The 26,074-nt window shown below is 40.6% G+C and carries 28 protein-coding genes and 1 pseudogene; 17 read left to right on the forward strand and 12 right to left on the reverse strand.

The window, feature by feature from the left end; all coding sequences use genetic code 11:
- Positions 1-65: 65 nt before the first annotated feature.
- From A4G13_RS07635 to A4G13_RS07655, 5 genes are all read left to right on the forward strand, one after another.
- Positions 66-1,208 carry an alpha/beta hydrolase gene (locus tag A4G13_RS07635; protein WP_090656551.1) on the forward strand — a complete coding sequence of 381 codons (1,143 nt, stop codon included), beginning with the start codon at positions 66-68 and terminating at the stop codon, positions 1,206-1,208.
- Between the two features lie 72 nt (positions 1,209-1,280).
- Complete coding sequence (locus A4G13_RS07640; RefSeq protein WP_090656547.1) at positions 1,281-1,835, forward strand: DapH/DapD/GlmU-related protein; 555 nt, start codon at positions 1,281-1,283, stop codon at positions 1,833-1,835.
- Positions 1,836-1,897: 62 nt separating this feature from the next.
- The gene (locus A4G13_RS07645; RefSeq protein ID WP_243739729.1) at positions 1,898-2,263 is read left to right on the forward strand and encodes a cyclophilin-like fold protein; all 366 of its coding nucleotides are present in this window, start codon (positions 1,898-1,900) and stop codon (positions 2,261-2,263) included.
- Between the two features lie 490 nt (positions 2,264-2,753).
- A complete protein-coding gene (locus A4G13_RS07650) occupies positions 2,754-3,470 on the forward strand; it encodes an HXXEE domain-containing protein (protein ID WP_090656543.1) in 717 nt (238 codons plus the stop codon).
- A 161-nt stretch (positions 3,471-3,631) separates the two neighbouring features.
- The gene (locus tag A4G13_RS07655) at positions 3,632-4,456 is read left to right on the forward strand and encodes an alpha/beta hydrolase (protein ID WP_011201278.1); all 825 of its coding nucleotides are present in this window, start codon (positions 3,632-3,634) and stop codon (positions 4,454-4,456) included.
- 93 nt (positions 4,457-4,549) lie between these two features.
- Here the strand turns inward: A4G13_RS07655 and A4G13_RS07660 are convergent, their stop codons facing one another.
- From A4G13_RS07660 to A4G13_RS07675, 4 genes are all read right to left on the reverse strand, one after another.
- Positions 4,550-5,302, reverse strand: coding sequence for an esterase family protein (locus tag A4G13_RS07660; RefSeq protein WP_011201277.1), 753 nt, complete (start codon positions 5,300-5,302; stop codon positions 4,550-4,552).
- Positions 5,303-5,384: 82 nt separating this feature from the next.
- The gene (locus A4G13_RS07665) at positions 5,385-6,563 is read right to left on the reverse strand and encodes an ATP-grasp domain-containing protein (RefSeq protein WP_011201276.1); all 1,179 of its coding nucleotides are present in this window, start codon (positions 6,561-6,563) and stop codon (positions 5,385-5,387) included.
- 176 nt (positions 6,564-6,739) lie between these two features.
- The gene (locus A4G13_RS07670; protein ID WP_165898027.1) at positions 6,740-7,870 is read right to left on the reverse strand and encodes an MBL fold metallo-hydrolase; all 1,131 of its coding nucleotides are present in this window, start codon (positions 7,868-7,870) and stop codon (positions 6,740-6,742) included.
- A 109-nt stretch (positions 7,871-7,979) separates the two neighbouring features.
- A complete protein-coding gene (locus tag A4G13_RS07675) occupies positions 7,980-9,443 on the reverse strand; it encodes an aminoacyl-histidine dipeptidase (protein ID WP_090656579.1) in 1,464 nt (487 codons plus the stop codon).
- A 170-nt stretch (positions 9,444-9,613) separates the two neighbouring features.
- Here A4G13_RS07675 and gpt point away from each other — a divergent pair, with 170 nt between their 5' ends.
- A complete protein-coding gene (gene gpt / locus A4G13_RS07680) occupies positions 9,614-10,072 on the forward strand; it encodes a xanthine phosphoribosyltransferase (protein ID WP_090656540.1) in 459 nt (152 codons plus the stop codon).
- Positions 10,073-10,216: 144 nt separating this feature from the next.
- Here the strand turns inward: gpt and A4G13_RS07685 are convergent, their stop codons facing one another.
- Entirely contained in the window at positions 10,217-10,297 is an 81-nt protein-coding gene (locus A4G13_RS07685; RefSeq protein ID WP_090656576.1) for a helix-turn-helix domain-containing protein, read from the reverse strand.
- A gap of 84 nt (positions 10,298-10,381) precedes the next feature.
- Positions 10,382-11,299, reverse strand: a complete 918-nt coding sequence (locus tag A4G13_RS07690; protein WP_090656537.1) for a LysR family transcriptional regulator — start codon at positions 11,297-11,299, stop codon at positions 10,382-10,384.
- A gap of 104 nt (positions 11,300-11,403) precedes the next feature.
- Between A4G13_RS07690 and A4G13_RS07695 the strand changes: the two genes are divergently transcribed.
- From A4G13_RS07695 to A4G13_RS07710, 4 genes are all read left to right on the forward strand, one after another.
- The gene (locus tag A4G13_RS07695; protein WP_011201269.1) at positions 11,404-12,069 is read left to right on the forward strand and encodes an NAD(P)H-dependent oxidoreductase; all 666 of its coding nucleotides are present in this window, start codon (positions 11,404-11,406) and stop codon (positions 12,067-12,069) included.
- Positions 12,070-12,200: 131 nt separating this feature from the next.
- Positions 12,201-12,662 carry a DMT family transporter gene (locus A4G13_RS07700; RefSeq protein WP_090656534.1) on the forward strand — a complete coding sequence of 154 codons (462 nt, stop codon included), beginning with the start codon at positions 12,201-12,203 and terminating at the stop codon, positions 12,660-12,662.
- Positions 12,663-12,776: 114 nt separating this feature from the next.
- Positions 12,777-13,298, forward strand: a complete 522-nt coding sequence (locus tag A4G13_RS07705) for a hypothetical protein (RefSeq protein WP_090656531.1) — start codon at positions 12,777-12,779, stop codon at positions 13,296-13,298.
- Positions 13,291-14,379, forward strand: coding sequence for a ComEC/Rec2 family competence protein (locus A4G13_RS07710; RefSeq protein ID WP_090656528.1), 1,089 nt, complete (start codon positions 13,291-13,293; stop codon positions 14,377-14,379). Before A4G13_RS07705 ends, A4G13_RS07710 begins: the two co-directional genes overlap by 8 nt.
- A 43-nt stretch (positions 14,380-14,422) precedes the next feature.
- Here the strand turns inward: A4G13_RS07710 and A4G13_RS07715 are convergent, their stop codons facing one another.
- Positions 14,423-15,634, reverse strand: coding sequence for an ATP-binding protein (locus tag A4G13_RS07715; RefSeq protein WP_090656525.1), 1,212 nt, complete (start codon positions 15,632-15,634; stop codon positions 14,423-14,425).
- Positions 15,635-15,856: 222 nt separating this feature from the next.
- Between A4G13_RS07715 and A4G13_RS10555 the strand changes: the two genes are divergently transcribed.
- Complete coding sequence (locus A4G13_RS10555; protein ID WP_090656523.1) at positions 15,857-16,237, forward strand: hypothetical protein; 381 nt, start codon at positions 15,857-15,859, stop codon at positions 16,235-16,237.
- Between the two features lie 42 nt (positions 16,238-16,279).
- Here the strand turns inward: A4G13_RS10555 and A4G13_RS07725 are convergent, their stop codons facing one another.
- The 4 genes and pseudogenes from A4G13_RS07725 to A4G13_RS07745 form a co-directional block, all read right to left on the reverse strand.
- Positions 16,280-16,933: a DNA alkylation repair protein gene (locus tag A4G13_RS07725; RefSeq protein ID WP_090656520.1), complete on the reverse strand. Its 654-nt coding sequence runs from the start codon at positions 16,931-16,933 to the stop codon at positions 16,280-16,282.
- Positions 16,934-17,147: 214 nt separating this feature from the next.
- Positions 17,148-19,289, reverse strand: a complete 2,142-nt coding sequence (locus tag A4G13_RS07730) for a YecA family protein (RefSeq protein ID WP_090656517.1) — start codon at positions 19,287-19,289, stop codon at positions 17,148-17,150.
- Positions 19,290-19,353: 64 nt separating this feature from the next.
- A pseudogene (locus A4G13_RS10560) lies at positions 19,354-20,145 on the reverse strand (type II toxin-antitoxin system death-on-curing family toxin); the annotation flags it as partial.
- 54 nt (positions 20,146-20,199) lie between these two features.
- Entirely contained in the window at positions 20,200-21,057 is an 858-nt protein-coding gene (locus A4G13_RS07745; protein ID WP_090656574.1) for an AraC family transcriptional regulator, read from the reverse strand.
- A gap of 131 nt (positions 21,058-21,188) precedes the next feature.
- Here A4G13_RS07745 and A4G13_RS07750 point away from each other — a divergent pair, with 131 nt between their 5' ends.
- The 6 genes from A4G13_RS07750 (at position 21,189) to A4G13_RS07775 (ending at position 25,429) form a co-directional block, all read left to right on the forward strand.
- Positions 21,189-21,641 carry a ferritin-like domain-containing protein gene (locus tag A4G13_RS07750; protein ID WP_165898028.1) on the forward strand — a complete coding sequence of 151 codons (453 nt, stop codon included), beginning with the start codon at positions 21,189-21,191 and terminating at the stop codon, positions 21,639-21,641.
- Between the two features lie 19 nt (positions 21,642-21,660).
- A complete protein-coding gene (locus A4G13_RS07755) occupies positions 21,661-22,452 on the forward strand; it encodes an HpcH/HpaI aldolase family protein (RefSeq protein ID WP_090656509.1) in 792 nt (263 codons plus the stop codon).
- 26 nt (positions 22,453-22,478) lie between these two features.
- Positions 22,479-22,919 carry a YiiD C-terminal domain-containing protein gene (locus A4G13_RS07760; RefSeq protein WP_090656507.1) on the forward strand — a complete coding sequence of 147 codons (441 nt, stop codon included), beginning with the start codon at positions 22,479-22,481 and terminating at the stop codon, positions 22,917-22,919.
- Positions 22,920-22,960: 41 nt separating this feature from the next.
- Positions 22,961-23,392, forward strand: coding sequence for an organic hydroperoxide resistance protein (locus A4G13_RS07765; protein ID WP_090656504.1), 432 nt, complete (start codon positions 22,961-22,963; stop codon positions 23,390-23,392).
- 44 nt (positions 23,393-23,436) lie between these two features.
- Positions 23,437-24,063 carry a glutathione S-transferase family protein gene (locus A4G13_RS07770; RefSeq protein ID WP_090656501.1) on the forward strand — a complete coding sequence of 209 codons (627 nt, stop codon included), beginning with the start codon at positions 23,437-23,439 and terminating at the stop codon, positions 24,061-24,063.
- Positions 24,064-24,286: 223 nt separating this feature from the next.
- Complete coding sequence (locus tag A4G13_RS07775) at positions 24,287-25,429, forward strand: NADH-dependent flavin oxidoreductase (RefSeq protein ID WP_011201252.1); 1,143 nt, start codon at positions 24,287-24,289, stop codon at positions 25,427-25,429.
- A gap of 65 nt (positions 25,430-25,494) precedes the next feature.
- On the opposite strand, the gene A4G13_RS07780 is transcribed toward A4G13_RS07775, so the two are convergent.
- Positions 25,495-26,067, reverse strand: coding sequence for a flavin reductase family protein (locus tag A4G13_RS07780; RefSeq protein WP_011201251.1), 573 nt, complete (start codon positions 26,065-26,067; stop codon positions 25,495-25,497).
- Positions 26,068-26,074 lie beyond the last annotated feature (7 nt).

Raw genomic sequence — 26,074 nt, forward strand, 5'->3', positions numbered from 1 at the left:
TTGTAGCAATAGTAGGATTACAATAAATTATTAAAGTAGCAATAGATTCAACAAAAGGACAGACCATGAAATTCAAACTTAAAGCATTAACCGCCACACTTTTCTTAGGTTCATCACTATTAGGAGCAAACGCTATGGCACAACTTCCACAAAACGCAACGGCAATTGAAATGCCGGCACAAAGTATTCAATTAACCCAAGAATGGGACAAAATTTTCCCGAAATCAGATAAAGTTGAACACCGTAAAGTGACCTTTAAAAACCGCTACGGCATTACCTTGGTCGGCGATTTGTATGTGCCAAAAGGTGCAACAGGTAAATTACCGGCAATTGCGGTGAGCGGTCCGTTTGGTGCGGTGAAAGAGCAAACTTCAGGTATTTACGCGCAACACTTGGCAGAACGTGGCTTTGTGACTGTTGCCTTTGATGGTTCATACACCGGCGAAAGTTCGGGTACACCGCGCAACGTACCGTCACCGGAAATCAATACTGAAGACTTCTCAGCAGCTGTTGATTTCTTAGGTTCGTTAGATAATGTTAATCGTGATGAAGTCGGTATTTTAGGTATCTGCGGTTGGGGTGGTTTTGCTTTAAATGCAGCGATTTCAGACCCACGCATTAAAGCGGTCGCAGTAAGCACCATGTACGATATGACCCGTGTGGCGGCGAACGGTTACGAGATCAAAATGGAAGCCAATCCGAAAGGTCCATACGAACGTGCACCAGCCCAAAGTGCGGATGCTCGTTACAAAGCGAAATTGGATATGAGTAACGCCCGTTGGGAAGCCTCTAAAGACGGTTATGCAGATTTGTTGCCAGCCAACAACCTTGATCCGAAAAAAGATTTCACAGCTGAAACACCAAAATTCATTAAAGAATATGCGAACTTCTACCGTACTGAACGTGGTTATCATCCGCGCAGTGTGAACTCAAACCCAGAGCATTCATGGACAGTAACAGGTATGTTGCCACTTATCAATATGCCAATTTTGAAATATGCGTCAGAGCTTAAAGCACCAGCCTTAGTGGTTCACGGTGAATTTGCCCACAGCCGTTACTTCGGCGAAGATGCTTACAAAGCCCTAGGCAGCAAAAACAAAGAGTTATATATCGTACCGGGTGCAAACCACACCGATTTATACGATGATGTAAACGGCAAAATCCCATACGACAAATTCGAACAATTCTTTAAAGCGAATTTGAAATAATAAATTGGATACAAGCGGTTGAATTTGTAAAAATTCTGTCAAATTTGACCGCTTACTTATTAAGGAAGCAAAATGAATTACAGTCTAGAGTTACCTATCAATCAACTTATCGACCAAAATAGCGAATTATTTACTCAAATTCACCAAACTGTCGATAACAATGCGCCGTTAGTAGCAGAACTTAATTCCGGTTTTAGAACGCAAAACGAAATACGGGCAATTTTAAATGAAATGACCGGCACGGAAATTGATGCAAGTTTTCACGTGAATTTACCGCTTTATACCGACTTTGGTGCGCATATTCGTATTGGCAAACGAGTGTTTATTAACACTGCGGTAATGCTTACCGACTTAGGCAGCATCACACTTGAAGATGATGTTTTGATTGGTCCGCGCGTGAACATTATCACCGTAGATCACCCCATTGATCCCGCACAACGTCGAGGCGTAATTGTTAAACCGGTTGTGATTAAAAAGAATGCGTGGATTGGCGCCGGGGCAACCATTTTAGCCGGTGTAACCGTGGGTGAAAATGCCATTGTCGCCGCAGGTGCTGTGGTGAACAAAGACGTACCCGCTAATACGATAGTAGGCGGTATTCCCGCCAAATTGATTAAGGAAATCTGATGAAAAAAATCTTCGCTTTTTTAATCGCACTTTTTTGTACCACCTCAGTTTTAGGAGCACCAATGAATATAGAAATCCAAATTGCAAATTCCAATGAAAAAATCACCGCTTCTTTGGCTGACAACCAAACCGCCCGTGATTTTTATGCGCAATTACCGCTCAGTATGCAACTGGAAGATTATGCCAACTCGGAAAAAATCGGTCACAGTATTCCCAAACGCTTATCCATTGCGGACAGTCCGAAGGGTTATGCAGGCAAAAAAGGCGACTTAACCTATTACGCTCCTTGGGGAAATCTTGCTATTTTTTATCAAGATTCCCATGTGGGTTATGCCAACGGATTGGTCTATTTCGGTAAGCTTACCGCCGGATTGGAAACCCTAAGTAAACTTAATGGCGAAGTGGTTACGATTAAGAAAGCGGAATGATTCGAATAAATCGCGATAGCAGAAGAAAGGCGTTGCGGCATACGGCAGTCTGTTTGTTTGCTGAGGTAAACTCTTGGCGGTCAAAAATTCGCTATAACGGAAGTGATTAAGCAAATTTAATACAATCACAATCGATCGTTTTGCTCAAAAGCTTACTCAAAATCATCAGTTAATTCACCGGATAGATTAGAATTAGCAAAAACTTCCGCAAAAGTTTGTGCTTTGGATTGCTTCTCGTAATAGGTATAACCTGCCAACACATTGATTACCTTACCTCATTTTGTCATATACACGGATTCTGTTTCGGAAAGTTTTAAAACTAAGTTGGCTTTTTGATGATTTGTTATGTATAAGAATTGTGCAAAAGGCTGTTTGTCTGAAGGAAATTAACCGTTGCAGGGTCATAAAATCCCATTTCCTTTGTCACGATGGTGAAAAAAAGGAGTATACTCAAATGAAATAAAAGCGATTTTATCAGCTGGAGGTTGTTATGGGTGATTTATTTGTCAAATTCAACTTTGCCTGGCCTTGGATGGGGCTGGCGATGGCGGCGGTGTTGTCGGTGTTGATGATTAGTACCGATATTTTCCGTAGTGATGAAAATAGTCACCGTTGGACGGATCCCGTTTGGTTGGCCTGGCTGGTGGTGCCTTTATATATGTTTCACCAATTCGAAGAATTCGCCCTTTCCTATAATGTGGCGACCGACAGCTATAATGTAGTCGCCGAAGTTTGTCGCTTGCACGGTTATAAGTCTTATGAACCCTGTCCGATTCCGGCGGTACATTTTCCGTTTGTGAACGTATTGTTTGCCTGGATTGCCGCGCCGCTTGCCGCCATAATGAGCAAACGTAATTCGCTGGTCGGTTTGAGTTTATACGGTTTTATCCTTGCCGAAGGCGTGTTGCACTTAACGTTCGGCTTACTTGACCATCAACCTTTCCTTAATCACGGTGGGTTAATTACCGGTTCATTACTGTTTATTCCGATTTCCCTTTGGGTGATTTTTATCGGCGTGAAGGCAAATATCATGAGCTGTAATGCGATGATTTGCACAATTTTTGCCGGTGTTATCGGGCAAATATGCTTGTTTAACGCCTATTCCATTTTGCCGGACTTCGGTGTTACAGGCATGCTCATTATGGATGCTATCGCCGTGTTTATCCCGCTGGTTCTGGCGGCATTGGTTTCCCGACGAATAATTTAGTATAAAGTGCGGTGAAAAATTAAGGATTTTTGCGGTTTATTTTTTTGTAAACAGACCCTATATTGTAGGCAGCCGCTTAATTTTAGAGAATGGTGTTACAGCAATTTTACATAGTTAGGTATAAGGTTGTTTTAGCATTTAACAATAAATAAGGATTTTTAATGGGCTTTAATAAATATTACCTAAAAATGGAAGAGCATTTTCTTTACGTACCTTATTATAACCATCAGCGTCGCATTCGGGTGCTGCTGCCTAAAGATTATTACAAAGAAGACTGGCAGAGCTATCCCGTATTGTATATGCATGACGGACAGAATATATTTTACAGTAAGGAATCTTATTCCGGTTATTCTTGGAAAATTATCCCGACGATTAAATATCATAAAGAATTTCCTAAAATCATTATTGTGGGTATTGATAACGCCACTGTTGACCGTTTGGACGAATACGCGCCTTGGCGTACGGACGTGGGCAATACGGCGGAAGCGCGTAATACGGGCGGTAAGGGTGCGGAGTACGGGCAGTGGGTAGTGGAAACCGTGAAACCCTTTATCGACGGTCATTATCGTACCAAACCGCAGCGAGAAAATACCTTATTGGCGGGGAGTTCCATGGGGGCGATTATTACCGCTTACATGGGCGCGGCTTATCCGCATATATTCGGGCATTTAGGGGTATTTTCTCTGGCTTCCTGGTTTAGCGAAAACGAATTTTTACGCTTTATGCACGAACATCCTATCGATCGGGCAAGCCGAGTGTTTATTCAGGTGGGGACCAAAGAGGGTGATGATGCGGATGCGCAATATATTTCCAATATGAATCAGGCTTATATCGATAGCACTTTGTATTATTATCAGGCGCTGATTCGTACCGGGCACCCGTTGGATAATATCCGATTAAAAATTATGGCGAATGAAATTCATCATGAAAAATATTGGGCGAGCCATTTTGTGGATTTTTTGCGTTTTTCTTTAATGGGTAAATAGTGGGAAAACGCACTAAATAAGCGAAAAGTGCGGTCGTTTTTTTAGAAATTTCAGCAAAAACGGATGCTTGTGCATCCGTTTTTAGTTTGGGCGTTAAATAATGCCTTGTTCTTCCAGTTTTGATAAGAAAAACGGCATTTGTTTGCGCCACCAAGGCCAATCGTGATCAACGTCTTCGCCCCAGTAATCAAACCAAGCGGGAATACCTTTTGCGTTGAAAGCTTCCTGTAAGCGAACCGTATCACTGACATGCTCATTTTCCCAAGCGCCTTGACCGACAGCCACAATAAAATGATTGCGGCGATATTGGTTTAAGAACCAATCGTCGTTTTGTCCCCAAAGGGAGTCTATCGGCGAGTTGAAATACACGGTCGGGTCACCATAGAATTCGCCGGTAAAGAAACGGGCGTCATACACACCGCTTAATGCGATAGTGGTGTCGAACAAATCCGGGTGGCGAAGGGCAAAGTTCACGGAGTGGAATGCGCCCATGCTGCAACCTGTTGCGATCATAGTACCGTTCCATTGGGATTCGTGACGGATTAACGGCACAAGCTCGTGTACGATATAGCGATCATAAGCGTTATGGGCTAATGCCATATCATGACCGGATTTCCAGGTAGCGAGCCAGGATTCTTTATCATAAGAATCCGGCGTATAAATTTTGATTAAACCGCGATCAATAAAAGAACGGCAGGCATCGATCATACCGAAATTGGCATATTCTTCCTGATTGCCGCCCGAAGAAGGAAATACAATAACGGGTTTGCCGGTATGACCGTATACGTTGAAGTACATCTCGCGTCCTAATTCACTGCTCCATTGGCTTCTTCTTTCAAAATGCATAAAAATATTCTCCGGTATAAGTTACAAAGAGGGTGCACATAACCAGGTGCGCCTTATTACAATAAAACGGAGGTGAACCGAATTACTGTTTTGCTTGGGCAAATTGCACGATTTCACGCATTTGCTCAATGGTTTTCGTTCTCACCAAAATACCGTGCTCGCCCATTACTTTGGCAAATACGCCAGGCACGGTTTGTACGCTGATGATGTTATCGCCGAATTTTTGACAAACATCATCAATTGAATTTACATAGTTTTGATTGGCTTTGCGGGAAATATAAACCACATTCCAAGGATGTGTAATGTCGGAATAGAATTTATTTTCCGTCACCACATTGGCGTATTCACGGAATACGTCGAAATCATTGGCATAGTTCCACATATCGATGGTTAAACCGCCCGGCGGACGACAGTTGATTTCAAGCGGCAGTAATTCGCCTGATTTTTTTACCCGGAAGAATTCAAAGTGGAAGAAACGCTCGCGCACGTTAAAGGCTTCTACGCATTGTTCGCCGAGTTTTACTAATTTCGGAGAGATTTCACGGGGCACGTAATAGAACATATCGCCGTCTTTTTCTACCGTATCAAGCACCGCTTCGGAATATTCAAGGCTTGAATAGAACACGATTTTACCGTCGTGATCCGTTAAACCGTCGAAGGTCACGATATCGCCGTCGATAAATTCTTCCATAATATATTCGACGTTCGGGTTTTTATAGCCGAAAAAGTCTTCCAATTCCACCGCACTTTTAATTTTATAAGTGTCGCTTGCACCCACGCCGGAATTCGGCTTAACGATAACCGGAAATTTAAGCTGCTTTGCCAGTTTACGCGCATCTTCATCATCTTTAAATACACGGCCTTTTGCCACTTTTAAACCGGATTTGCGGAATACTTCTTTCATTTGCGCTTTGGTTTTTATAGCTAACATATCGTCATTTTTATAACCAAACACATTGAAATCGGTGCGTAGTTTCGCATCTAGTTCCAGCCAGTATTCATTATGGGATTCTACGCGATCGATGCGACCGTATTTATGGGCAAAATAACCGACGGCGCGATAAACCTGTTCATAATCTTCCATATTATCAACACGATAGTATTCTGTTAGATTGTTGCGTAATGTTTCGCTTAATTGTTCGTAAGGCGTATCGGCAATACCTAATGTATTGATTCCTTTTTCTCTCATACGAACGGCAAAGGTTTCAAAATTTGTCGGGAAATGTGGTGAGATCATCACAAAATTAAGAGCTCTAGACATAATTTATTCTCATATTTACTAAAAAATCATCAGTACATATAGATTCTAAGCGACTTTTAACAAAAAGTGTAATGAAATTTTAACGTTTGCGTAGCGGAAAAATCGCCGAACGGCGTTTATTTTGCAAAGTGCGGTCGGTTTTTTATAAATTTTATGAAGATATAAATAAAAACCGATTATTCTACGCTTTGCCACCAAGGTTCCCGAAAATTTGGGCTGTCCGCTTCGCCTTGTTCCGAAAAATAGAAAACATCACCGATTTTTGGCGTGAATAAGTTGAAGTTTTCTTTTTGCGCGTTTCGGTAAATCTGTTCTAAAGGTGCGCGCCAGTCGTGTCGGGCGAGGGCGAATTTGGCGTTATGCACGGTCATTAAACGTTTTGGACGCAGCGCTTTTACCGCTAGTGTCAATTGTTCGGGCTGAATATGAATATTCGCCCAATCTTTATTGTATTGACCATTTTCCATTAAGGCCAAACTAATGTTAAAACGTTGCCCGATTTCCTGATAAATAGGGTCATAACCGCTGTCGCCGCCCAGATAAATAGTCTCGCCGGGCACTTCCAACATAAATGAAGACCACAAGGTTTTATTGCGAACAATGCCTCTGCCGGAAAAATGGCGGGCGGGCAGGGCGGTAATTTTGAAATGGTTTTCAAGTTCGGTTTTTTCATTCCAGTCCATTTCAATAATACGTTCTGCGGGATAACCCCAATATTCCAAATGAGCGCCCACGCCCAAGCTTGTAATTACTTTTTCCTTCATTTTGTTTTTTAGTTGGATAACCGCTTCATAATCCAGATGATCCCAGTGATCATGAGTGATAACCAAATAATCGAAATCGGGCATATCTTGCGGCTGATACAGATTGGTACCTTGAAACATTTTATTGGCAAAAGACAACGGTGAGCCGGAAACCAGCACCGGATCCACTAAAAAACGCTTTCCGTCCAATTGAATTAAATAAGACGAATGACCGAACCAAACAATAAAGTTTTTCTCCCGACTTAATTGCTGCAAATCGGTTTTTACCACAGGAAGCGGGCGATTCGGCGTAAGGTGATCTATTTGTTGGAATAAAAAGTCATACCATATTTTCCAAAGCGGTTTATCGGTGGTTTGAACTTCGGTTGGTAAATGGTTGACGAATTTTCCCGCTTTGTAGTGAACGGATTGTTCAATACGCGCCAGCCTTTGCCCTTCGGGATGTTTGCCGAAAGGCTTAGTTTGCATAAAAATAACCGCACTCGCCGCCAATAGTAAAATAAGGCTGATTAGTGCAATCAAGATATATTTTAATAAAGTCATTTGCTTTCCTAATTAAGCACTTATCACAATTGCTTAAATGATAAGTAATGAATAAGGGCGTAAAATCTACGCCCCAAAATTTGTCAAATTTTAACCGCACTTTTAAAGGCTATTTTTTCGCCGGTATGCCCGCCAGTACTTTGGTCAGCAATTCCCAATAAGTCCGTACCGCCGGAATATGTACTTTTTCATCCGGTGAGTGCGCGTTCACAATAGTCGGACCGATAGATACCACATCCAACGCCGGATAAATTTTCTTCAATAAGCCGCATTCAAGCCCGGCGTGAATCACTTTAATCGCCGGCTCATAACCGAGCAATTCGCCGTAAATTTCTTTAGTTAAGGCTAAAATCGGCGTTTCCGCATGCGGTTCCCAACCCGGGTAACGGCCGGAGAATTGAACGCTCGCACCACAAAGTTCGGTGAGGGAAATTAATAGACCGTTAATGTAATTTGTGCCGCTTTCAATTAACGAACGAACTAAAATCGTACCTTTTACCGCGTCTTCCGTAGTTTTCAATACGCCGATACTTAATGAACTTTCCACTACGTTTTCAACGACATCACTGTTACGAATTACGCCGTTCGGCAGCGCGTTCAACAGGTTAACGACATTATTTTTCGTATTTGGGGCGAACACTTTCGTTGCTTTTTCGGCAGGTTGCGCCGTTAACTGCAGATCCGGTTCGGCAATGGCTAATTCCGTTTTTAACAGGCTTTCGAATGATTTTACCCCTTGCGTGAAATTTGCGGGTTCACCGTTAAAACAAAGGGTCGCGAAAGCTTCGCGAGGAATCGCATTGCGTACGGAACCGCCGCGGATTTCGCTAAGGGAAAATTCAAAGTGCGGTTGATTTTGCTGAAGATTTGCCAAAAAACGCGCCAAAGTTTTAATTGCGCTGGCACGTCCGGTATGAATATCACAACCGGAATGACCGCCGCGCAATCCTTTCAAACTGATCTGATAACAGTGCTCATAATTATTTTCCCGCCATTGCACAGGCACGGTTAAATCTGCGTTTTCACCGCCGGCGCAGCCGATATAAATCTCACCGTTGTCTTCGGTGTCGGTATTGATCATTATTTCGGATTGCAGCCAGTTTTTGCGCAAACCCAACGCGCCGTCCATGCCCACTTCTTCCGTCATGGTCAGTAATACTTCCAGAGCAGGGTGGACGAGATTTTCACTGTCTAATACGGCTAACGCGGATGCCATGCCGATACCGTTATCCGCACCTAAAGTGGTGCCTTTGGCTTTTACCCATTCGCCGTCGATATAAGGCTGAATCGGATCCGATGTGAAATCATGGTCTGTTTCTTCATTTGCCTGCGGCACCATATCCAAATGCGCCTGTAAAGCGACCGATTGACAATGTTCCATGCCTTTTGTCGCCGGTTTACGGATTAACAGGTTGCCCGCTTCATCCCGCTCGGCATAAAATCCTTTTCCTTTTGCCCAGTTCACAATAAATTCGGCTAATTGTTCTTCGTGATGAGAAGGGTGGGGGATTGCACAAATTTGATCGAACCATTTCCAGAGTAATTGGGGTTGAAGAGATTGAATTTCGGACATCATATTGCTTCCTTTTTATAAAATCTGACGAATCTGACCGCACTTTTGCGGTTTTTTTATGAAATAATGAGGCAAATAATAGCATAAAAGCGCATTTCGGGTTATCCTTACGCAATTTTATTTACTAGGCGGCGCTTTCCGCTTTCAATTATTGTTAAAAAGGTGAATTTATGAGCGAAAAATATGTTGTTACCTGGGATATGTTCCACATGCACGCACGCAAATTAGCGGAACGTTTATTACCGGCGTCACAATGGAAAGGCATTATTGCCGTGAGTCGCGGCGGTTTGTTCCCGGCTGCGGTATTAGCGCGCGAATTAGGACTACGTCATGTCGAAACCGTCTGTATCGCAAGCTATGATCACGACCAACAAGGCGATTTAAAAGTGATCCATAAAGCGGAAACCGACGGCGAAAGTTTTATCGTGGTGGACGATTTAGTGGATACCGGCAACACGGCGCGCGAAATTCGCAATATGTATCCAAAAGCGAAATTCGTTACCGTATTCGCAAAACCGGCGGGCGCGCCGTTAGTAGATGATTATGTGATTGATATTCCGCAAAACACATGGATTGAACAACCTTGGGACTTAGGCATCGGATTTGTGCCGCCTTTAGCGCGTAAGTAATTGTAATTAAAAAGAAAAGGCGTACAAAGGTACGCTTTTTTTATGACTGATTTAATGCGATAAAATTTCGCATTTTTTGACCGCACTTTTAGGGCTTGTTTATAAAAGATAAACGGATCCTAATATGTTGAAATAACAAAAATTTTATTTCTTATTTTGTTTCGGCGTCATACCAAAATAGCGTTTAAATTCGCGACTGAACTGGTTCGGGCTTTCATAGCCAATATAAAAAGCGGCAAAAGCACATCAAGATAGCCGTAAAGTATAATCCAATAAATAGAGCGAGTATGATATTCGCCTTTTCTTTACCTACCAACTTTTATCTTGAAAAATTTCTCTGAAATAATCCAATACCGCGCGGACACTTGGGCTAATAAAAGCCGTTTGCGGATAAAGCATCGCTACATAAACGGGTACTGTTTGTGTCGAGAAATTATATTCAGGTAATAAGCGAACTACCTTGCCTTCCTTCAATAAATCTGACGCCGCCCAATTCGCCAGTAAAGCAATGCCCATTCCTTGAACGCAAGCCGTCGCAATCGCATTGCCGTTATTGCTGGTCAGCGCAATTTTAGGCGAACAGGCTTGCCAGTTTTCTCCCTCTTGTAATAGCCAGCGTAACGTCCCCGTTTTTCCTTTGTAAAATAAAGCATGGTGTTTCGCCAAATCAGCAGGAGCCTTAGGCGTACCGTACTTCTGCAAATAACTTGGCGAAGCGGCCAGACAAAAATGCTGTTGAGCCAAAATTCTTACTTTCAAGCTACTATCATTTAACGGCGCAAGGCGGAAAATAATATCGGTGCTATCGGTAAAGGGGTCGATATAATCATCCGTTTGCACTAAGTTAATGATAAGATTCGGATAGCGTGCTTGTAGTTCCGCCAAGTGGGGAATAATATGCAATTGCCCAAAAAACACAGGGGCATTGATACACACCGTGCCGGCAATTTCTGCCGTTTGTGCGGTAATCGCCTGTTCGGCGGCTTGAAATTGGCTCACGATTTGGCGCGCATATTCCGCCAGTAACAAACCGGTTTCCGTGGGGGTGATTGCTCGGGTATTACGGTAAAACAGTGCGGCTCCCCAGTCATCTTCGAGTTGCTTAATTAAGCGGGAAAGCATAGAAGCGGAAAGATTCTCCCGGCGGGCAACTTCCGACAGACTTCCCAGCTCAAGGACTTGTAAAAATAATTTTAAAGCGTAAACGCTGGTGTTTTTGGTGTTCATTGTTGTAATTTTTGCAAAGGTGTTTTGTTTATCTTTTACTATTTTTCAATAATACAACAATTTATAATATGTGCCAAATTTCATTTATTTAAAAGGAAAGCTCAATGACAATTTTAAGCACAGAACAAATTCTCTCCGCCTTCAAAAACCGTAAATCTTGCCGTCACTACGATGAAACTCGCAAAATCAGCGAACAAGATTTTAACTTTATTTTAGAACTTGGTCGTTTATCACCAAGCTCAGTGGGTTCAGAACCGTGGAAATTCATCGTATTACAAGACCCGAAACTACGTGAAGCCATCAAACCGTTTTCTTGGGGGATGGCAAGTACCTTAGATAGCGCAAGCCATATCGTGGTTATTCTTGCCAAGAAAAACGCCCGTTTTGACACACCGTTTATGTTAGAAGGCATTAAACGCCGCGGCGTTACCGAGCCTGAAGCTATTGAGAAAACCTTGGCAAAATATAAAGATTTCCAAGAAAACGATATGCAAACCTTAAATGACGAGCGCGCACTGTTTGACTGGTGCAGCAAACAAACTTACATTGCATTAGGCAATATGATGACAGGCGCGGCAATGGCGGGCATTGATTCTTGTCCAATCGAAGGTTTCAATTATGCGGAAATGAACCGTGTATTATCCGAAGCGGGTCTATTCGATGCCAACGAATGGGGCGTATCGGTTGCCGTAACCTTCGGCTACCGCACCCAAGAAATCGCACAAAAAGCCCGTCAGCCGCAAGAAGATGTGGTGATTTGGGCGAAATAGTTGAGGAATACGTTAATGGCTAAATTTTGTTATTTATAAGCCCTTGCGTAATCACTATAAGTAAAATTTCAAACTGCCTGAAAAGCGTGATACAGTTTTCAGGCAGTTTTTATTTGTTAAAAGGAAAAACAATGTCTTTACCCTATATTTTAATCGCACTTATTGCCGGTACCGCACTAGCCTCACAAGCTGCTATCAACAGCAAACTGGCTCAAGCGATGTTCGGACAGCCCTTAGTGTCTGCTTTCATCTCTTTTGCTAGCGGTACCATCGCATTATTACTACTCTGCTTATGGAAAGCGGATTTATCGGCATCACTACGAGAATTGCCCAATGTTGAACCGTGGAAGCTTATCGGCGGCGTTCTAGGTGCAGGCTTGGTACTCACCACCATCTTACTCGCCCCTAAACTCGGCATCACCAATATGCTGTTTTTCATCATCGTCGGGCAACTCTGTGCCGCCGCCGTTATCGACCACTTCGGTTTACTCGGTATGGCACAACGCCCATTTCAACTTTCCCAATTTATCGGCTTACTGATTATCGCTTGTGGGTTAGGGTTTTATTTCTTTGGGAATCGGATTGTGGATTAGACAAGCGGTGGGAATTTTAGAAAATTTTGCATATTTTTGACCTCTCTTTGAGAGTTGAAATATACTTCATTTATACCCATATAAAGCAAAATACCTAAGAAAGAGGAGTATAAATTGTATTCAAAATGTCAATTTGGAATTGCACTAACCACAGCAATATACTTATTTTTGCTATTGTGTATATATTTAATGGGAATGCTAGCTATTTCTAACATCATACATATTTCTGATGATAGTACTTGGAAGGGGATTATTACATCTCTCAATGAGTATAGTTCTGTTATGAATAGTATTTTCATTGGTGGAATTGGTGGTAGCGTTTATTGTTTAAGAGCTATCTATTTGAATTTCTCAGTTTTTAAGAAGTGGGATAATGATTATTTAATTTGGTATCTAATACGTCCAATTCTTAGCCTAGTTATAGGCGGAATTAGCTATCTATTTGTAAAAGCAGGACTAGTATTATTTAGTTCATCAGAACAATATGAATTAAATCAATTAAGCCTACTATCTTTATCATTCCTTTGTGGCTTAAATATAGATAAATTCATGAAGAAGCTTGAAAGCATCGGAGAAATGGTGTGGGGAATATCCCCATCAAATATGGGAAAAACAGAAGGAACTAAAAGTGAGTGATTTTTTTGAAATTGATTTCTTGGCAGTAGAAGCTAAGAAAAGTGGTGATGCAATTACTATTAGGTATTCTATTGATGGTAATGAAACAATTCATGTTGTTGATGGTGGATTTGAAGCAACAGGAAATTCAATAATTGCACATATAAAGGAATATTATGGACAAAGTAGAACTGTAAATATTGATCGGGTAATTGTAACTCATCAAGATCTTGATCATACAATGGGGCTAAGAACTGTTTTAGAAGAATGCAATGTTCGTGAACTATGGATGTTAAGACCTTGGGAATATAGTAGCTTATTAATTGATAGATTTAAAAGATGGTCAAATGTTGATAGCTTATCTAAAAAACTAAAAGAAATTTATCCTAATTTATTGGCTTTAGAAGAAATCGCAAACAACAAAGGCATTCCTATCTACGAACCATTCCAAGGTGCACAAATCGGGGAATTCCAAGTTTTAGCTCCATCAAAATATAGGTATTTGGAGCTTGTGGCTGATTCAGAAAAAACCCCTGACACTATTACTGAAAGTATAGAAAGTGCTTCAACTGGTATATTAAGTTCTATTTGGGATTCGGCAATTAGTTTCATTAAAGCAGCTTGGGGAGATGAAAATCTTTCAGATAAATCAACAAGCCGTGAAAATGAAATGAGTATTGTCCAATATGCTTCTTTAAATAATCAAAATATCTTATTAACTGGGGACGCTGGAGTTGAAACTTTATCTGAAGCTGTTACATATCTAAAGGAAATTAATGGTGGAATAATGCCTAAAATTCATCGATTCCAAGTTCCACATCATGGCTCAAGACGAAACTTATCATCTGAATTATTAGATAGCTTATTTGGTGAAAAATTATCATTTCCTTCATCTGAAGATAAATTTATAGCTATTATTTCCTCAGCAAAAGAAGATAAAAATCACCCGAGAAAAGCAATAATCAGAGCATTGAAACATAGAGGTGCAAAAGTAGTCGCAACAGAAGGAGTAACTATATGTACTTTTTCTTCTAATATGCCTTCTCGTTCAGGTTGGAGTTCTGTTACACCATTAGAATATCCAGAGGAACAAGAAGAATAAATTCAAAATACCGTCTAAAAATAATTTTCAGACGGTATTTTTATCACTCCCCCAACAAAAACCCCCCAATATGCTGATGTACAATCCCATCAATATTTTCTTGCCAAAAATCATCCATTGTAATCACATATTTTGGGTAATTATCGGCAATGGCTTGCAGTGATGAAAATTCTCGTTGAACGGTTTGTTCGCTTTCTAATTTGTAGGCAACTTGAATATAGACTTTTTCATTCTGCTTTTGCGCCACAAAATCCACTTCTTGCGTGCCGAGTTTGCCGATATAAACCTGATAACCACGGCGTTTGAGTTCGAGATAAACCAGATTTTCTAAAATGCCGGCAATCAGGCTGGTGCGAAAGCCCATTGTGGCGTATAGCAAAGAGACATCACCCAAATAGAATTTTTCTTGGGTTTTCAGGATTTCTTTGCTCTTGAGATCAAAGCGTTCCACTCGATGCAAAATAAAGGCGGATTCAAGGGCTTTAAGATAGTTATAAACGGTATTGACATCTACTTTGCGCTGTTGGCTTTTGAAATAATCCGCGACATTTTTGCCTGAAAAGGTGTTGCCAATATTATCAAAAGCATATTTGACAATACGTTCTAACAGCTCCACATCACGGATTTTATGGCGCTGCACGGTATCCCGCAAAATCACAGAAGCATAAATATCCTGCACGATTTTATATACCGTTTCTTGCGGATAATCCGCCGTATGTACCATCGGGAAGCCGCCTTTTTGTAGATATTCATTAAAAAGTGCGGTCGAATTTTGGACAGTTTTGTTGGTGTAGCCCGCCTTAAAATCCAAAAATTCCTTATAAGACAGGGTGAAAATCGGCATTTCCACATAACGCCCTGCAAGGTAGGTTGAAAGTTCCGATGAGAGCAAATGCGAGTTGGAACCGGTGATATACAAGTCCAAATTGAAATCCACCATAAAAGCATTCACTGCCTTTTCCCAGTCGGTAACTTCCTGAATTTCATCAAGCAATAGATAGTATTTATCTGTGGTTTGAATTTTTTCCTTCACTAAGGCATAAAGCTTATTAGCGGTTTTGAACTCACTAAATGCAAAACTTTCAAAATTGATATGGATAATTTGCTGCTCAGCAATACCTTGCGCCATAAGATCCGCTCGTAGCAATTTCATCACAGTAGATTTACCCGAACGGCGGATCCCCGTAATCACTTTGATTAAAGGTGTATTGATAAATGGCTTGAGTTGCTGAAGATAGTTTGGCCGGTTGATCATAGTCAAATCTTTTGGGTATATCCTAAATTAGCAATGATTTTACTCTTTTATTTTGGGTATAACCATAAAAACTTTTACAATATTAATGTTTTTATGGTTACACCCATAAAAAAATCAAAAACCTTCCGCTTTCCGCAAAACTGTTTTCCAAACTTTTGACTATTGCTCAATAATCCAACGCCTTATAATAGACAACGTCTTCCCCCAAAAAACGAGGTAATTATGCAAATTCAACTCAACGACAGGCTTACGCTCAGCCGTTTCAGCCATGGTTATTGGCGGGCGCATCAATGGCAACTTTTGTCTGCGCAATATACGCAACTGATTGAAAATATTCTGGAATTGGGTATTACCACATTTGACCACGCTGCCTGTTACGGCGGTTTTACCAATGAAACGGCGTTCGGCAAGGGGCTGGCGAACCAGCCGAGTTTGCCAAAATTATACCTGTCATCGGCAGCGAACAACTCGAACGAATCCGCAACGCCGTGGACGCACTTAAAATTACTTTCAGTGAAGAAGATTGGATCAGCGTTTACAGTGCATCAATGGGGAAAGACGTGCCGTAAGGGCAGCGAATGCAAGCGGTTGTTTTTCGCTTAAATTTTGCAAATTGTTGAGAAATTTTAACCGCTTGTAGCAGGGCTACAAATACTTCCCTGCTTCTCTTATCGTCAGCTTAGACAAGCCCGCTTCGTTTTCGGCGAGAAACGCCCGCACCCAGTCGGGGTTGGTTTTGGAATAATCACGCAAAATCCAGCCCATCGCTTTATTGATAAAAAACTCGGTTTGATTGAGATTATTCAGCAAAATCTGTTTTAACAAGTCCTGCTTGGTTTTCTCTTTGCGTAGAAGCTGATGATCAATCGCCACTCGGCGCAGCCAAATGTTATCCGCCTTGCTCCAAGCCAACATCGTGTTATCAATAATTTGGCTTGGGAAACAAATATTGCCGATAGTTCTATCCAAGCTATCCACCGTGTCCCACCACGATTTGGTGATAACCAGCTCTTGCAAACGGGGCAAATCCTGCTCGCTCAAAAACGACTGCATTGTGTGCAAATAATCGGTGGCAACGTATTGAAACTCACGTTCGGGCAATGCCCAAAGACGTTCTACCGCCAGCCAGTCAATGCGTTTTTGTGCTTTTTCTTGCTTGAAATAAGCGGTACACAGACGTTTCCGCTCGGGCGTTTGAATGCCTAAAAATGGGAATTGGTCTTTCATATACGCCGCCATCTGCACGGCTTGTTGAGCGTTCTTTTGCTGGTATAACTGGGCGATAAGCTGTTCTAACATTGTTTTTTTCCGTGTTGTGGATAAGTATATAGCATTTCACGCTGGGAATTTGAAATAGGGAATGTCGTCTGAATTTGGAGTCAGACGACGTTTTTATTAATTAGCCTAATGTAATTCTAAAAGAAAAAGTTGTATCTATAATTCATACTTAGCTACTATCGTTGTTTTCATGTTTGTATAATAAATTTTGAAATAATTTCATATGAGAGTTATTTTATTTAGGAATACAACACTTTTTGTATTTTTTCCCACTGCCACATGGACAGGGCTCATTTCGACCTACTTTATGGGCAGATGGGTATACCATTTTTCTAGAGAAAGGAAAGGACTCTGTATTTTGATCCATTTCATCGGACTGTTGCCAGTTATAAATTTTATTTACACCAAATCTTACTCTAGCATTGTCAATATCAATGGCTATACCAAACCAACGATCTGATTTATGTTTATATTTCCTGAGCATGCAATGGCTATCTAATTTAGGCATAGCTACATCGTAAGGATCATTAGTACAGTGGATAGTAAGACCACAAGAAGCTTCAGTATCAAAAGTTAAAGTAAGATCGTGCAATTTTCTATCTCTGATACTAGTTAATTGAATTCTATTAACATTTTCATTCAGCACAGATACTGTAACTTCATTTAACATTAATAATTCAAATCCTAAATCAATGACTTTAGGATTTGGATTATTTTCAATATCTTTAATCAATCTATCAAAGAATGTTCCTTGATATTTAGTTAATATACCATCTGGGATATCTTTATTTGACAATCCTGTTCTTTTAGACTGCATTACTAGGTCTAATTCAGCATTTAAATTATCATCAAGTGATAAAACTAAATTTTCTTCATCCAAATATAAATTATTTTTTAAATGGTAAGAAAGGACTGTCAATTCATGAGCAGAATGAAGCTTATTACCATACATAACTCGGCGATTAATATAACTTAAAAAATATAGTGGAGTTTGTAATATTTCTGTAATTACATCTAAAGTAAAAACATCTATCACAAAAGCTGGTTTAATAGCTGAATATTTTTCTTGTTTTAAAAAATGTCTAGCTTGTGTAGCTAAAGCAGGGTAATGATCTGAAACAATAGATAAAGGATATATTTCAGTAAAATTTCTATTAATATTTAATTCTTCACCTGACGATAGGATTAGTTTATTTGAGGGCTCTAATAAAAGTTTTCCACATTCTACTGCCTGATCATAAGATGCTTGAATGGCTTTCTTAAAATCATCATGCAAAGCATTATCATTTCCTGCTCTAGCAAGAATTGTTAATTTTTTAGCTTTTGCTTGTAATATTATTGCTCTATTACCAAAGATAACTAATACATCTATTTCTCCCAATTTATTACTATTAGTATCTTTTATGTCAACATTTTTAAACACATTTTTTTCACCGAAAACAAGTTTTAGTCGTTCATAAGAAAAATCTTCTGTAAATCGTCCTCTATGCTCCATTGCTTTATTTTTATAATTAGAATCTTGGGTGAACCAAAAGAATGGCGTCTCATACAGCGCTTCCACTAAGCTATAATATTGGAATAGTAAGAAATTATCATCACCTAATGGTAGAATAGGGTATGCATTAATGGCATTAAAATCATTTATACAATTAAAATTGTCATTATCTCTTTCCGAGAAAGAAAAAGAATTAATAATATTCTCTATAATTTTTACCTCTAATTCTGTTTTGATAAAAATATCTTGTATAGAAAATATATATCCTGGCAGTATTGTCCAACCAAGCGGATTCTTATTTTGCAAAGATTCTAATGTTTTCTTTATTTTTTCTACTTGTATATCTTCTAACGCTACAATAACTTGATACAGTTGTTCGACAGAATATCCTTTTTGAGTAGTAAACCACTCGTTGTCATAGCTATATTTTAGCTTTGATAAATCTCTATACTGAAAATGATATGCTGATTCACCGGTATAAAATATAGGTTCTCTTAGCATTTTTCCAGATTGTATATATTCTAGCCATTCTTCTATTGATTTAGAATCAAAAGAAGGCTTTATCATTGATGAATGTAATTCCGCTAATAAATATTCTGTTTTCTCTATAGTCTCTTGGAATATTTGCGGTTCAGGAATTGTTAAATCCAGCGCTTTCTTACACATTAAACCAATGAGTAGAGATATTTCATTTCTGATCAATCTATTCTCATTATATTGTCCCAATATATCGTCTGTTGTAACTTGTTCAGAATTAGAAAATATAGAATTATCTCTAAAACAAAAGAAAGCAATTATATGTGCGTAACCAGCTTGCTGGCATAGGTTTTCTAACTCCCTAAAGATCACTTTTTCGTCTCGCACATTATCTAATGTGTACATATCTTGCTCCTAAGTAAATATACTTAAATTGAATTTACCCCATAAACCAATCCAGACGGTTTGTTTAGTCGGCTTGTTTAAGCATATGCATCACAAGGCGAATCAAGGTTCCTTTTTGTTTTGGATCAGATTCTGCAACAAGCAAAGTGAGTGCAGCAAGCCCTGTGTCATTAATGACGGGAATACCGTCATCATTGAGTAATCTACCGTTGCTGTGTAAGAAATCCACAAACAGGAAAGCACCGCTGCGTTTATTGCCGTCTGAAAACGGGTGGTTTTTGACCACGAAATAGAGCAAATGCGCGGCTTTGACTTTTCAATACTTGGGTATGCTGGTTCGCCGAATACGGTTTGATCTAAATTACCTAAAATAGCGGACAAGCCGTCATCACGTTCACGCCCAAATAAACCCGAGGCTTCGCCACGTTCCATTAACTGAATTTTTAATGATTGTAACGCTTGTTTGGCTTCAGTATAAGTCGGTAATGTACCGCCCGTTTGCACTTTAGGCTCGGCAAGCAACCCTTCATCATATTGTTGCAACCACAAAAATGTTTGCGTATAACGGCTAACAATGTCCACCAAACAAACCACGACCGCTTTCCAGCGTTAATTCCGAGGATTTCGCTGTTTTTTGAATCAGCGCCAATTCCTGTTCCAACTCGTGAGCGTTTTGGCTTAAACGCTGTTGGTTGATGGCATAGCCTTTAGTTAGATAATCTTTTAAGCGAGCGGTAGCCCAGATACGGAATTTTGTACCTAATACCGAATTTACCCGATAACCCACCGAGATAATCGCATCTAGGTTGTAATATTCAATTTCACGCCTAACCTGGCGTTTACCTTCTTTTTGAACTGTTGCATTTTTTGCATATTGATTTTCTCATTAAATCCCAAACGACACTTTTACCTATCGGACACTCGGAGCTTTGCCAAAATAACGTTTATATTCTCGGCTAAACTGGCTTGGGCTTTCATAGCCGACTTGGAATGCTGCAGTAGAAATGGGTAAATTTTCTTGTGAAATTAACCGGTTAGCTTCCATTAGACGTAGCGATTTTTGATATTGTAACGGCGAAAGGGTGGTGTGCTTTTTAAAATGGTTGTGAAAGCCGGAAAGCGACATTCCGCACAGTTCTGCAAGGCTTTCGACTGTAATTGTTTCGATGTAATGCGCCTTTAAATATTCCGTTGCTTTGGCGATTTTTTGTGTGTTTGAACCAAAGCTAACCATTTGCTTGAGTTTGTCACCTTGTTCACCCGTCAATAATCGATAATAAATTTCTTGCTGAATTAAAGGTGCTAAAAAAGCAATATATTTTGTATTTTCGTGCAAGAGCAATAGACGTTCAAACGCATTTTCTAATTCAGTATCTAAATGCCACTGTCCGAAAGCGGTCTGATTTTCACTGTTTTTTGCAAAAAGTGCGGTCTGTTCTAGCAGAATTTTATTCACCGCTTGTAAATCAATCTTCATTGACATCACCACAAAAGGTTCTTCTGCTGTAGCTTGAAGAACCTTACCACACATTGGTACATTCACGGGGCAGAACATAAAATGTCGGTTGTCAAATAAATAACATTGGTTCCCTAGTTGTACTTCACGTTCACCACGAATAACAATACAGATACTCGGTTCTTGTATCACATTATCATAGGAAAACGGATGATCAGAATGATGAATAATCAAACCTTTAATCGGTGAATGATAGGTTTGATTGTGAGGAATCACGTCTAATAAACGTGCAAAACTTTGTTCGGAAAACATAATAATTTGGATAAATAGGCAAGTAATTAAGAGAAATAATATACCGCTCACTTTTAAAAATCAATATACTGAACACATTCCAGAACGGAACGGATTAAGACAACAATTAATTCATACATGAGGTGAACAAAATGGCTACTGAAAAACAGATTGAAATTTTAAAAGGTATGGCAAAGGCTTGGTTTGGCAATTCACAACAGCACAGCATTCACGCTGAAATTATCCGTCAAAAAGGATTTAGCAAATTGGCTGATAAAATTCAGGCGGAAGCAGAAGGTGAATGGAAAGAAGCGCAACGTGTCAATGCTCGTCTGCTTGAGCTAGGAGTAACACCAACTTTAGCGATTGATACTTATCCAATTATTACTGATATTCGTGAGCAATTGGAATATGATTACAACGAAGGCTTAAAAGGCATGGCTGAATTAAATGCAATGATTGCCGAATTTTCAGATGATTACATCACCCGCCGTATGATTGAAGAATTTATTGTGGATGAGCAGGAACATACCAACTGGCTTGCGGAACATATCGGTTTAATTGAAGAAATCGGTTACCAAAATTATTTAATCCAACAACTGTAAAATAGGATAAGGCAAAATTATGAACGTTTTTGATAAAGCATTTTTACATAACAAATTTAAAGCAGCTGTGTTAGAGCATAAAACTCAAATTGGTTTCGGTTTGGTATCAGGTTCGGCTGTGAATGCGGAAATTGTGGCGGGTTCGGGGTATGATTTCATCTGGATTGACGGCGAACACGGTCCGAATACGGTAACAACGATTATTGATCAAGCTCGTGCAATTGCACCTTATGGTAGCCACGTTATTGTTCGTCCGTTAGAAGCAGATCGTGCCTTGATTAAACAGCTTTTAGATGCAGGTATTCAATCTATTATTGCCCCTATGGTAGAAAGCGGTGAGCAAGCAGAATATATTGCACAATCAATGTATTACCCTGCTCGTGGTAAACGTGGTTTTGGTGCGCCGGCGGTGCGTGCTGGTCGTTGGGGGCGATTACCTGAATATATCAAACACGCTGAAGATGAACTGTTCTTAGCAGTACAAATCGAAAGCAAAAAAGGCGTGGAAAACCTGAAAGACATCGTCACCACTGACGGCGTAGATGCCGTTTTCTTAGGCCCTGCGGATTTAGCGGTAGATATGGGATACTTCGGTGATTTTTCAGGTGAAGAAATGCAAGCAACCATTGAAAAATTGATCAAATATGTTAGAGCATTAGGTAAACCTGTGGGTACAATCGCTGGCTCACCAGAAGAAGCAAAACGTTATATTGACTGGGGCGCAAGTTTCGTTGTGGTGGGTGCGGATACGGTATTCTTAGCTCATATGGCAGACAGTGTTTTAGGTGCTTGTCGTTCTATTGTTAAATAATTTTATTTAACGTAATAAAGGAAATAATGATGCAACCCATTGACCAATTTATCGCACAATATATTCCTGCGGCTCAGGCATTAAATCTGCGTGTTGTGGAAAGTAGCCCGCAACGTGTTGTGATTAAAGCACCCTTTGAGTGCAACAGCAATCATCATCACACGATGTTTGGTGGAAGTCAGGCGTTATTAGCAACATTAAATGCGTGGTCATTGGTTTATCTTAATTTCCCTGAAGCAAACGGCAATATTGTGATCCGCAGTAGTCAAATTCGCTATTTGAAGCCTGCGCCGAGCGATGTTATTGCAGTAAGCATTTGCCCTGATAGTTTAGAAATGAATTTAGCGCAGCAAATGCTGACCAAAAAAGGTAAAGCAAAAATGACCATTCAATGCCAACTTTATTGTGATGATATTATTGTCAGCAAATGGACGGGTGAATTTGTTTTATCTCGAGAACTCTTTTAAACAGTCTTAGGTGACTCTTTTTAACTCAATAGGAGCAAATTATGAAAATTTTTTACCATACATCAGCAACAGCAACTGGCGGTCGTGACGGACATACTCGTGTCGATGACGGTTCAATCGGTTTCGATTTAGTCGGCTTTCAAAATGAAAGCGGCAAAGTAGGCACCAACCCTGAACAGCTTTTTGCAATGGGTTATGCGGCTTGTTTTGATAGCGCAATGAACCACGTTGCACCGACATTAAATTTGAAACCGACCAAATCCAGCACCACTGTTGGCGTAGGTATTGGTCAGAAACCCGACGGCGCATTTGGTCTGGATTTGGACATTACCATCACCGTAGAGGGGTTGAGCTTGGAAGAAGCCAAAACCTTAATCAACAAAGCCCACGAAGTTTGCCCATATTCAAATGCAACTCGTGGCAACGTTGATGTGCGTTTACACGTGAATGTTATTCAGTCTTTTGATCTGTAATTTATCGAACCCCACTTATGTGGGGTTTTTAGATAGGAGAAACTATGATTACCTTACATTATCTTAAACAGTCTTGTTCACACCGCATTGTCTGGCTACTGGAAGCACTTGGCTTGGATTATGAACTGAAAATCTACGATCGTGATCCACAAACCTTAATGGCTCCTGCAGAACTGAAAGCTCAACATCCTCTCGGTAAAGCCCCTGTATTACAAGATGGTGATTTAGTAGTAGCGGAGGGTAATGCAATTATCCAACATTTACTCGACCGCTACGACGATGAAAATCGTTTCACGCCGGCACATAAAACGGGCGCTTATTCGAACTATGTTTATTGGTTGGCAGTATCCGCCTCTATGTTCAGCGCAAATTTCTTAGCATTACTCTCTACACGCAGCGATTTAGGTGATTTTGCTCAATATGCAACGGCACAAACGCCTCTGTTTTTCAACCACGTGGAACAAACTCTTGAAGGCAAACAATGGATTGTTGGCGAACAGCTTACCGGTGCGGACTTTGCCCTTAGCTTCCCGCTGCAATGGGGTTTCAACTATGTGAATAAAACGGATTATCCGAATATCGTGCGTTATTTGGAACAGGTTGAAAATCATCCCGCCTACTTAAAAGCTAACGAAAAAACCGCAGGTGAATTGGATTTAAGCAAGTTCTAATTTGTAAAATTTAAATGCGATTTAACCGCTTTGAAATGCCGTTTGAAATTGAGTTACAGACGGCATTTTTGCATTGAATGAGTAAGAGGTAGGTTTTTGCAAAAATTTTGCTATAAACGCTTGAACTATCGCAAATTCCGCAAAACTCTTTTCCAAACTTTTGACTATTCTTCAACAATCCTAGCCTTTATAATAAGAAGACTATTTTAGTTAGGAGCAAACTATGAACGCTAAATTTTCCCCATTATTTCAAAGCTACACTTTAAACAATGGTGTAGAAATCAAAAACCGTTTGGTGGTCGCCCCGATGACTCACTTCGGTTCAAACCCGGATGGTACATTAGGCGAGAATGAACGTGAATTTATCTCAAATCGTGCTAACGATATGGGTATGTTTATTTTGGCAGCAACCTTGGTACAAGACGGCGGTAAAGCATTCCATGGTCAGCCGGAAGCGATTCACGCTTCACAATTAGCCAGCCTAAAAGAAACTGCCGACATCATCAAAGCGCAAGGTGCGAAAGCGATTTTGCAGTTGCATCACGGCGGTAAACAAGCGGTAACCGAGCTGTTAAACGGTAAAGATAAAATCACTGCCAGCGATGATGAAGCAACCGGTACGCGTGCAGCAACGGTAGAAGAAATCCACTCGCTAATCAACGCTTTTGCTAACGCAGCAGATTTAGCCATTCAAGCGGGCTTCGATGGTGTAGAAATTCACGGGGCTAATAACTACTTAATCCAACAGTTCTACTCCGGTCATTCAAACCGTCGTACCGATGAATGGGGTGGCTCGCGCGAAAACCGTATGCGTTTCCCATTGGCGATTGTGGACGAAGTGTTAGCGGTGAAAGCGAAACATCAAGCGAATGATTTTATCGTGGGTTATCGCTTCTCGCCTGAAGAACCGGAAGAATTAGGTTTAACCATGGAAGATACCTTGGCTTTGATTGATACGTTGAAAGGAAAAGCATTGCAATACTTGCACATTTCATTGCACGAGTTCTTTAAAAAAGCGCGTCGTGGTGCGGATACTAATGCCTTCCGTATGCAGTTAGTACATGATCGCATCGGCGGAAAATTACCGTTAATTGGCGTAGGTAGCCTGTTCACCGCAGAACAAATTCTCGAAGCCTACAACACTGGCTGGGCGGAATTTATCGCTTTAGGTAAAACCGTCATGATCAACCCAACAATTGCCACTTTGATCAAAGAAGGTAAAGAAAACGAAATCGTGACCACGCTCGATCCGGAAAAAGCTGACCAATATGGTATTAAAGGCATTTTATGGGATCTCTGCAAAAATGGCGGCGCTTGGTTACCACCATTAAAAGGCAAAGATGATTGGCATCCTGTGGATGTGTAGTTTAAGTTATAGATAAAAAATACCGTCTGAACGATCTGATCGTTTTCAGACGGTTTTTTATCAATTTAATCCTGCCCCGGTCCGTGGTCAAACTTCGTCCCTTTACCCATTGCATAGAATTGACCGCCGGCCACATAATGCACGGTGCGTAATTCGTCCGGTGCGGTATCAAACGTCCAATGTCTGCCATCAAATACTCGGTCGTCCGCCCATGCCGCTACGATTTCGCCCATAAAGGAATCATAGTTCTGTTCTTGCTGTGGGTTTGGAATCACTTGGCACAACAAGTAACCCGCACTGCCTTCTACCATCGGAATATCAACACCTTCCTGATAAAACAGAGGCAGATTATCCAGCTTATTCGGCATGGTATGTTTACTGTGTTCGCCTACGTATAACACCGTTTCCATTTGCTGTACCGTAGGGATATGCACCACAAAATAGCCGTTTTGCTCCACCAATTTACGTGTGTAGGCTTGTGTGCCGATGTAAGCAATGATTTTGTTCGGTCCACCCAAACCGACCCACGCTGCCGCCATTACGTCCGCATCGCCGTCGTGTTTGGCGGAAAGCATGGTGGTTGAACCTAATTGCACTAAGCGATAGGCTTTTGAAATTTCTACTGATTTAATTGTCATTTTTGTT

Source organism: Basfia succiniciproducens (genome assembly GCF_011455875.1).
In the GTDB taxonomy this organism is placed as follows: domain Bacteria; phylum Pseudomonadota; class Gammaproteobacteria; order Enterobacterales; family Pasteurellaceae; genus Basfia; species Basfia succiniciproducens.